Annotated in this window: 8 protein-coding genes and 1 pseudogene; all 9 read right to left on the bottom strand. The window is 64.9% G+C overall.

The features are described from left to right. Window positions 1–572 (bottom strand): F0F1 ATP synthase subunit B (atpF, locus tag VFH65_RS18385; protein WP_353323371.1); only part of this gene is annotated, 572 nt, incomplete at its 3' end. A 2-nt stretch (window positions 573–574) separates the two neighbouring features. Then, window positions 575–1,129 carry a F0F1 ATP synthase subunit B gene (locus tag VFH65_RS18380; RefSeq protein ID WP_353323370.1) on the bottom strand — a complete coding sequence of 185 codons (555 nt, stop codon included), beginning with the start codon at window positions 1,127–1,129 and terminating at the stop codon, window positions 575–577. A gap of 20 nt (window positions 1,130–1,149) precedes the next feature. Then, window positions 1,150–1,395 carry a F0F1 ATP synthase subunit C gene (locus VFH65_RS18375; protein WP_011561261.1) on the bottom strand — a complete coding sequence of 82 codons (246 nt, stop codon included), beginning with the start codon at window positions 1,393–1,395 and terminating at the stop codon, window positions 1,150–1,152. Window positions 1,396–1,458: 63 nt separating this feature from the next. After that, the gene (gene atpB, locus VFH65_RS18370) at window positions 1,459–2,220 is read right to left on the bottom strand and encodes a F0F1 ATP synthase subunit A (protein WP_353323369.1); all 762 of its coding nucleotides are present in this window, start codon (window positions 2,218–2,220) and stop codon (window positions 1,459–1,461) included. Further along, window positions 2,217–2,672: an ATP synthase subunit I gene (locus VFH65_RS18365; protein WP_353323367.1), complete on the bottom strand. Its 456-nt coding sequence runs from the start codon at window positions 2,670–2,672 to the stop codon at window positions 2,217–2,219. Before VFH65_RS18365 ends, atpB begins: the two co-directional genes overlap by 4 nt. Before the next feature lie 227 nt (window positions 2,673–2,899). After that, the gene (locus VFH65_RS18360) at window positions 2,900–4,078 is read right to left on the bottom strand and encodes a glycosyltransferase family 4 protein (protein WP_353323366.1); all 1,179 of its coding nucleotides are present in this window, start codon (window positions 4,076–4,078) and stop codon (window positions 2,900–2,902) included. 28 nt (window positions 4,079–4,106) lie between these two features. Then, window positions 4,107–4,760: an L-threonylcarbamoyladenylate synthase gene (locus VFH65_RS18355; RefSeq protein WP_353323364.1), complete on the bottom strand. Its 654-nt coding sequence runs from the start codon at window positions 4,758–4,760 to the stop codon at window positions 4,107–4,109. A 12-nt stretch (window positions 4,761–4,772) separates the two neighbouring features. After that, entirely contained in the window at window positions 4,773–5,609 is an 837-nt protein-coding gene (gene prmC / locus VFH65_RS18350; RefSeq protein ID WP_353323363.1) for a peptide chain release factor N(5)-glutamine methyltransferase, read from the bottom strand. Further along, window positions 5,606–5,812, bottom strand: a pseudogene (locus VFH65_RS18345) (peptide chain release factor 1); the annotation flags it as partial. The gene prmC and the pseudogene VFH65_RS18345, both read right to left, overlap by 4 nt.

Genomic DNA, 5,812 nt, shown 5'->3' with positions numbered 1-5,812 from the left:
ACGAGTCCGTCGAGACTTTCGACAACTGTGGCCAGTGATGCGCGACTCGCGGCACGCAACTTCGCGGCGACGGCATCCTCGAAGACCGTCGTCGACGGTGCCATCTCGTCAAGCTCTGCTAAGAAACGGTCCACGGTTTCGGACTGCTCCGAAGGATCGGCGACGAAGTCGCGTACCAGATCGCCTGCGCGATGCACGGACTCGGCGCCGAGGCTCTGCCGAAGCTCGCGGATGAGCTGACCGCGCAACAACCGAATCTGCTGTGCGCCTTGAGTTTTGATGCGTTCCAGTTCGACGTCCGCCTGGGCGCGCAGCTGCTCGGCAATGCTTTCGGCGTCGTGCCGCGCATCCTCGATCACCTTGGCCGCCTCGGCCTTGGCTTCTTCCAGCGCCTTGGCATGCTCTTTGTCGGCGTCGGTGACCTTCTTCTCCGCCTCAGCGTGGTCCGAAAGCTGCGTGCGAACGACCTCCTGCTGCCGCTGCATCATGTTGCGCACCGGGGGCACAACGTATTTCCAGATGATGAAGACGATTACCGCGAACCCGACGAGCTGCCCGATGAATGTCGACATTGTTACCGCCCCTGCCCTGTGCTGACGGGCACCGTGCGGGTGGTCACGTCGACCCCGAGCACGCGGCTGGCCAGGCTAGCCGCCAAGGTCTCCACCGATGTCTGCAATTCAGCGGTCAACGCGCGAGACTGTTGTGTCAGCTCCTCGTTGGCCTGTTGGAGCAACCCTGAAACTTCAGCATTGGCCCGGGCCCGCGCGTCATCGACGATCTTGCGCCCTTCGGCGCGGGCTTCTTCGCGGACGGTGGTCGCTTCCCGGCGTGCCGTCGCCATCACCTTGCGGTAATCGGCTTCGGCTGCAGCCCTCAATTGGGCTGCGCGCCGGTTGTCCTCCACCGTTTTCTGCACCATGGCATCGCGCTCGCGCAGCACCTTGCTGATCGGTGGCACGACCCATTTGGCGATCACGCCGAGCACGATCAAGAAGATGATCAGCACAAAGAAGAAGGTGCCGTTGGGGACGAGGAAGTTACTCGTGCCGCCGCCACCTTCTTCTGCCGCAAGGACTTCTGCCGCAAGGATTTCTCGGGAGAGGACCGACGTGCTGAGGTCAACCATGGTTTCCACTACCAAACTGACTAGGCAACCGGGGTTGCGAAGACGAACAGCGCCATGAAGGCCAGGTTGATGAAGTACGCCGCCTCAACCAGACCGACGGTGATGAAGAACGGCGTGAACAATCGGCCCTGAGCCTCAGGCTGGCGGGCGATGCCGGCGATCAACGCGTTACCGGCGATACCGTCACCGATACCGGCGCCGATAGCACCGCCGGCCATGATCAGTCCACCGCCGATGAGCGCGCCGGCAGCGATTGTGGGATCCATCCTTATCCTCCTTGATAACTGGTAGTCGTCTACCAGGACGTGGGTCGAACTTGTGGGGTCGCGTCAGTCATGGTGCTCATCGAGTTCCATCGACTGACTGAAGTACAGGATCGTCAGCAGCGCGAAGATGAACGCCTGGATCGCGCCGACGAACAGGTCGAAGCTCTTCCAGATCGCGTTCGGCGCCCACATGATCCACGGCGGGAACAGCGCGATCAGCGCCACCAGGATGCCGCCGGCAAAGATGTTGCCGAATAGTCGCAGCGACAACGAGATCGGCTTGGCGAGCTCTTCGACGAGGTTGATCGGCGCGAGGAACACGACGTGACCCTTGAGCACCTTCCATGGGTGTCCGAGGGGGCCGCGGCGCCAGAAGCCGGCCAGGTGGTAGCAGATGAACACGAACAGGGCCAGCGCCAGCACGAAGTTGATATCCGACGCGGGCGGCTTGAGCAGTTCGTGGATCGCCCCGTTGGAATCGGTGTACTGCACGGGGAACACCGACAGCCAGTTAGCGACGAGGATGAACACGAAAAGCGTTACCGCGAGCGGTAGCACGAACGGCGCGACCTTCATACCGATCGCCGTCTCGACCTGGTTGCGCAGCTGAACGGTGATCGCTTCCCAGAAGAGCTGAACTCCGCCGGGCACACCCGTCGAGGTCACCTTCGCGCGTAGGAAGAACGCCAGCCCGAGCACGATCGCCGCGGCGATCGCGGTGGCCAGCACCGTGTCGGTGTTGACCGTCAGCCCGAACCAGTGGGCCTCCGTGTGGTGGCCGACCTGGATCCCGGATTCGGCGGCGAGGATCGTCGTCTCACTCATTGCTGTGGGGCCTCTCCTTCGAGTCCGCCTGTGCTTGTTGGGCTACCGGCTTTCAGCTTCTTCATCACTGGTAGCGCGGTGGACAACACCAGCACTACCTGAAAAAGGGCCATGCCAAACACCACGCCCAGTCCCTGCGGCCGGAAGATGAACGCGATCGTCAACCCGATGACCGTCATCACCAGAAGTCGGGTGGCGGAGTTCAGCGCCATCTTGCGCTTAAGCGGATGCGCTTCGGCGGTAATGGCATCCACCGACCGCTGCACCAGTACGGCGTTGAGCAAACCGAGGCCGAGCCCGACGCCGAAGAACACTCCGACCATCGCGTGACCAAGCATCGCAGCGCCCGCGGTCACCAGACCGGCGAACACAACGCAGATTGCGAGCAGGCGCAACGGCCTGAAAGCAACGGACGGAAACACCAACGGCGCGTCTTGCGCTGGCGTCGTCACTGCTTCACCTCAATCCCGCGGTCGAAAGAGAGTTGCCCCGATGATTCTGTGCGTGGCGCCCCGAGCGTATCGGAGCGCAAAATGCTCGCTGGAATCACCCAAGGGGTAGCTCCCTTTGTCGGTCGTTTTTCCGTGCCAGTCGGCGGTGAACCGATGGCCCGGAGGCCGGCAACCCGCGAGGTTTTTCGGGTTCTGCCTGCACCCTAACACATAGTCGGAGGCGTCTACTACTCCTCGTCGTACACGTCTTCTCGACTACGCAGAAGCGGAATTAGCGTCACCACGATCGCGACCACAATCGCCCCCAGCATGACCGCGCCGGTGTGGCGCGGATCGAGGAAAACCGTGCTTGCCGCGCCAAGCGCGACGATGCCCACCCATAGGTAGATGAGCAACACCACCCGTCGGTGCGAATGACCGATCTGTAGCAACCGGTGGTGCAGATGCATCTTGTCCGGCGTCGAGAAGTGCACGCCCGCGCGCGTGCGGCGAATGATGGCCAGCAGCGTGTCGAGCGCCGGTACGAACATCACGGCCACGACCAAGAGGAACGGCGACAGTAGAGCGAACACGTCACGCGCGCCGTACGCGGTCTGAGAGATGGGCCCGGCCGCTGTGGTGGCTGCGGCGGCCAGCATCAGGCCGATCAGCATGGAACCGGAGTCGCCCATGAAGATCCTGGCGCGGTGGAAGTTGTGCGGCAGGAATCCGAGGCAGACACCGGCCAGCACCACCGAAATCACCGCGGGTGGATAGAACAGGACGTCACCGCTGTGGTCCCGCAGCAGCCCGATCGAGAAGATGCAGATGGCAGACGCGGTGATCAGGCCGAGGCCGGCGGCCAACCCGTCGAGGCCGTCGATGAAGTTCATCGCGTTGACGATCGACACCGTCAGCGCCAGCGTCAGAAGGATCGAGGACACCTGGTCCAGCACGATCGTGCCGACGCCGCCGAACGGAATGTAGAGCACACTCCATGCGACGCCCATGGTGACAAGCACGCTGGCGGCAGTGATCTGGCCCGCGAACTTGGTCAGCGAATCCAGACCCCAACGGTCGTCGATCAACCCGATGGCCATGATCAGCCCGCCCGCGACGACGACAGCGGGCATGCCCGTCGAGTACACGAAGCCTCGCGTCAGCGCGGGCAGCTGCGACGCCAGCAGGACCGCGGCGGCCACTCCGATGTACATCGCCAACCCACCCATGCGGGGAATCGGCTGTTGGTGCACGTCGCGGTCGCGGGGAATCGCGACGGCGCCGAGCTTGGTGGCCAGCACCCTGACCCATCCAGTCGCGAAGTAGGTGATGATCGCCGCGGTAAGGCCGACGAGCGCGAGCTCGCGCAGCGGGACGCCGGCGCCGCGATCGGACAGCGCGAGAAGGCTGTCCCCTGCCATCACCATCGGTGCACCGTACTGCAGCAAGCTGAGTTCACTCCGTCAACGTCTGGGGCTCCACGCCAAGCACTTCCGCAATTGATTCCACGGTCACCGGACCCTGCCGGAGCACTCGGGGGTGGGCGCCGGTGAGGTCGACGATCGTCGAGGCCGCCTGCTGTTCGGACGGCCCGCCGTCGAGATACACCTCGACGAGGTCGCCGAGCTGTTCGCGGGCTTCGTCGACGGTGACCGCCGCAGGCCGGCCCGAGATGTTCGCGCTCGACACCGCCATCGGCCCGACATCGCGCAGCAGTTCGATTGCCACCGGGTGCAGCGGCATTCGCAACATGACCGAGCCGTGCGCGTCGCCGAGGTCCCATTGCAACGACGGCGCCTGCCGCACGACGAGGCTCAGCGCGCCCGGCCAGAACGCCCTGATGAGTTCGCGGGCACTGTTCGGGACCGAGTACACCAGGCCCTCGATGGTGTGCCATGAGCCGACCAACACCGGGACGGGCATGTCGCGGCCGCGGCCCTTCGCCGAGAGCAGCGCAGCGACGGCGTCACGGTCGAAGGCATCGGCGCCGATGCCGTACACGGTGTCGGTGGGCAGCACGACCAGTCGCCCGCTCTTGAGCGCACTGATGGCCGATGCGATTCCGCCTGCGCGCTGTTCGGCGTCAGCACAGTCGAACACCTGGGTCATGCCTCGAGCCTCTCACTCACCCCGGGTCGCGGTGACGAACCGGGGTCGGCCCGCCAAGTCGTGTCGAGCAGTGACGTCTACGAACCGCCCGGTGTGTGTGAACGCTTCGACGGTGAGGGCCGACGTGGTGTCGTCGTGCTCGACGGCGCACCGGCCGCCGGGACGCAACCACCGCGCGGCCAATTCGGCGATGGCCCTGATAACGGTCATCCCGTCCGGCCCGCCGAACAGAGCATGCGCCGGATCATGTTCGGCCACTTCGGGTTCCAGCGTCGCGCCATCAGGGATGTAGGGCGGGTTGGCGACGACGAGGTCGACGCTGCCGTCGAGTTCATGGAGCAGACCGGGTTTCGTGATGTCGGCGCGCAGCAACTCGACAGGCGTGCCGGCCGCATTGCGCCTGGCGTAGGCGAGCGCGTCCTCGGAGTCGTCGACGGCTATGACCCGCGCGTCGGGCCAGTGCGCCGACAACGCCAGTGCGAGCGCGCCGGAGCCGGTGCAGAGGTCGACGATGACCGGACGATGTGACAACGGTTGAGCCACAGCCCATTCCAGCACTGACTCGGTTTCCGGCCGTGGAATGAAAACGCCTGGACCGACCTCGACGGTCACCGGGCCGAACGGTGCGGTCCCGGTGAGGTGTTGCAGCGGCACACGTTTTGCCCGCGCGGCGACGAGGTCGTCATACCGGTCGAAGAACTCGGGTCCCGCGTCGACAACGGCAAGACGTCCACGGTCGGTGCGGGCCGCATGGGCGGCGAGCAGTTCGGCATCGGTGCGCGGCGAACCGACTCCCGCCTCGGCGAGCGCCGCCGCGGCGGCGTCGATCACCTGGCGGAGCCGGGTCATTTCTGCTCGAGCCTGGACTGTTTGTCGGCCGCCGCCAGGGCGTCGAGCAGCGCGTCGAGATCGCCGTCGAGGACCTGATCGAGGTTGTGTGCCTTGAAATTGATCCGGTGATCGGCGATCCGGTTTTCCGGGAAGTTATAGGTGCGAATGCGCTCGCTACGGTCCACCGTGCGGATCTGGCTGGCCCGGTCGGCCGACGCGTC

The sequence above is a fragment of the Mycobacterium sp. genome (assembly GCF_035697385.1).
In the GTDB taxonomy this organism is placed as follows: Bacteria; Actinomycetota; Actinomycetes; order Mycobacteriales; family Mycobacteriaceae; genus Mycobacterium.
Note: the sequence above shows the minus strand (reverse complement) of the source record. Positions and strands in the feature narration are given on the sequence as shown.